Annotated in this window: 2 protein-coding genes and 1 pseudogene; all 3 read right to left on the bottom strand. The window is 66.0% G+C overall.

Features of this window, described 5'->3' with window-relative positions:
• Positions 1 to 212 (bottom strand): DUF4326 domain-containing protein (locus tag EOA86_RS35095; protein WP_128345677.1); only part of this gene is annotated, 212 nt, incomplete at its 3' end.
• Between the two features lie 200 nt (positions 213 to 412).
• The gene (locus EOA86_RS35090) at positions 413 to 1057 is read right to left on the bottom strand and encodes an antitoxin of toxin-antitoxin stability system (protein WP_128345675.1); all 645 of its coding nucleotides are present in this window, start codon (positions 1055 to 1057) and stop codon (positions 413 to 415) included.
• Positions 1041 to 1274 (bottom strand): annotated as a pseudogene (locus tag EOA86_RS35085) (hypothetical protein); the annotation flags it as partial. The pseudogene EOA86_RS35085 and the gene EOA86_RS35090, both read right to left, overlap by 17 nt.

Raw genomic sequence — 1274 nt, 5'->3', positions numbered from 1 at the left:
GCGCAGAAGCACGCCAGGTTCTTGCCGCGCAACTCGTCGAGCGCGCGCAGGAGATGGTGCTGGCCGGCGAGCCAGCGCTCGTGCTTCGCGATGACGGCGGCGCGGTCGCCGTCTTGGCCGATCCGGAACGGATTGCCCCACTTGCTGCCGCGCCCGATATAGACCGCGCCGGCTGGCGCGCCCGCGTGATGCTTGTTGAGAACCCTGCACATGGCTATCGCCTCCTGATTCCGTTGCGATGGCGCGCGGGGTGGACGCAGGCCAGGGCCCGATGTCCCCCATCGCTTGCGATGGGGGAACGGCTTGCCCGTTGACAGCGGGGACGCCGCGTCCAGACCTGCGGAGGCAACGGATCAAGGCAACGATCTGTCCGGCAGGGTGCGTCAGGCATCGCTCACGGGGCGAACGGCACCTAGCCGAACCGGTGGCCGCTCGCGGTAAAGGTGTATGCGTTGGCTATGATCGCCTCGTCGACCAGCGCGTCCGAGGTCAGATACTCGTATTCGCGCTCGATCTGGCGATAGAGCCAGCGGGCGAGGTCGCGCAGCGCCTCCGTGACGGCCTCCTCCGCATCCGCGGTCATGTCCTGATAGACCGGACTGTCGCGCTCGACCGCGATCGCCATGGTGTATTCGTGGTAGTAGCGGTCGCGATGGGAGATGGCGGCGTGGAGCTGGTAGAAGTTGCGGCGCTGGATCGCCTGCAGCGCGTCAGCAATCCTGTGCAGTTCGCCGTCCCTCGGCGCATGTTCGCGAATTCTGGCTGGTGCTCTCTTGGCATGACCGTAACGGCCCTCGAAGCAGGCGCCGTCGCCCTGGCTCCAGAACCCTGAAAACCAGATGCACGGCTTCTGCCTCGTGCCGCCGCCCATGAGGCGGACGGCTCTGGTATTCAGTTCGACGCCGAGGATTTCACAGATGCGCTCGAAATCGTCATAGACGAATTCGAACCAGTCGTGATCGAAGGCGCCCTCCCGATACCAGGCGCGCGCCCTTTCCTTGGCCGCCTCGGACAGCTCGTCGAGGCGATAGACGGTGGTTTCAATGATCTCGGGCATCGGGATCACCTCCGTCGGCCGCGGGCTCATCGGGGCCACGCGCGCTATCAAGAATGGCCTCGCCCAGCGCGATCGCCCATTCGGACTTGGCCAACCATTCCGGGGCGGTCGCGCGGCGGGCCTTCGCGTCCCCGACCATGATCTTGAGCAGGCCAAGCATGCGTTCGAGATGCGCGGCCTTGCGCTGTACCGCCTCCCCGAAATGACGAGGGACCCC

Source organism: Mesorhizobium sp. M5C.F.Ca.IN.020.32.2.1 (assembly GCF_004023105.1).
Classification (GTDB): Bacteria; Pseudomonadota; Alphaproteobacteria; order Rhizobiales; family Rhizobiaceae; genus Mesorhizobium; species Mesorhizobium wenxiniae.
The sequence above is the reverse complement of the archived record's forward strand: the minus strand, read 5'-3'. Positions and strand labels throughout refer to the sequence as shown.

What these genes read in the sequence shown, in the direction of transcription:
- EOA86_RS35090 (WP_128345675.1), bottom strand. Translation starts at nt 1,057, where the DNA reads ATGCCCGAGATCATTGAAACCACCGTCTATCGCCTCGACGAGCTGTCC.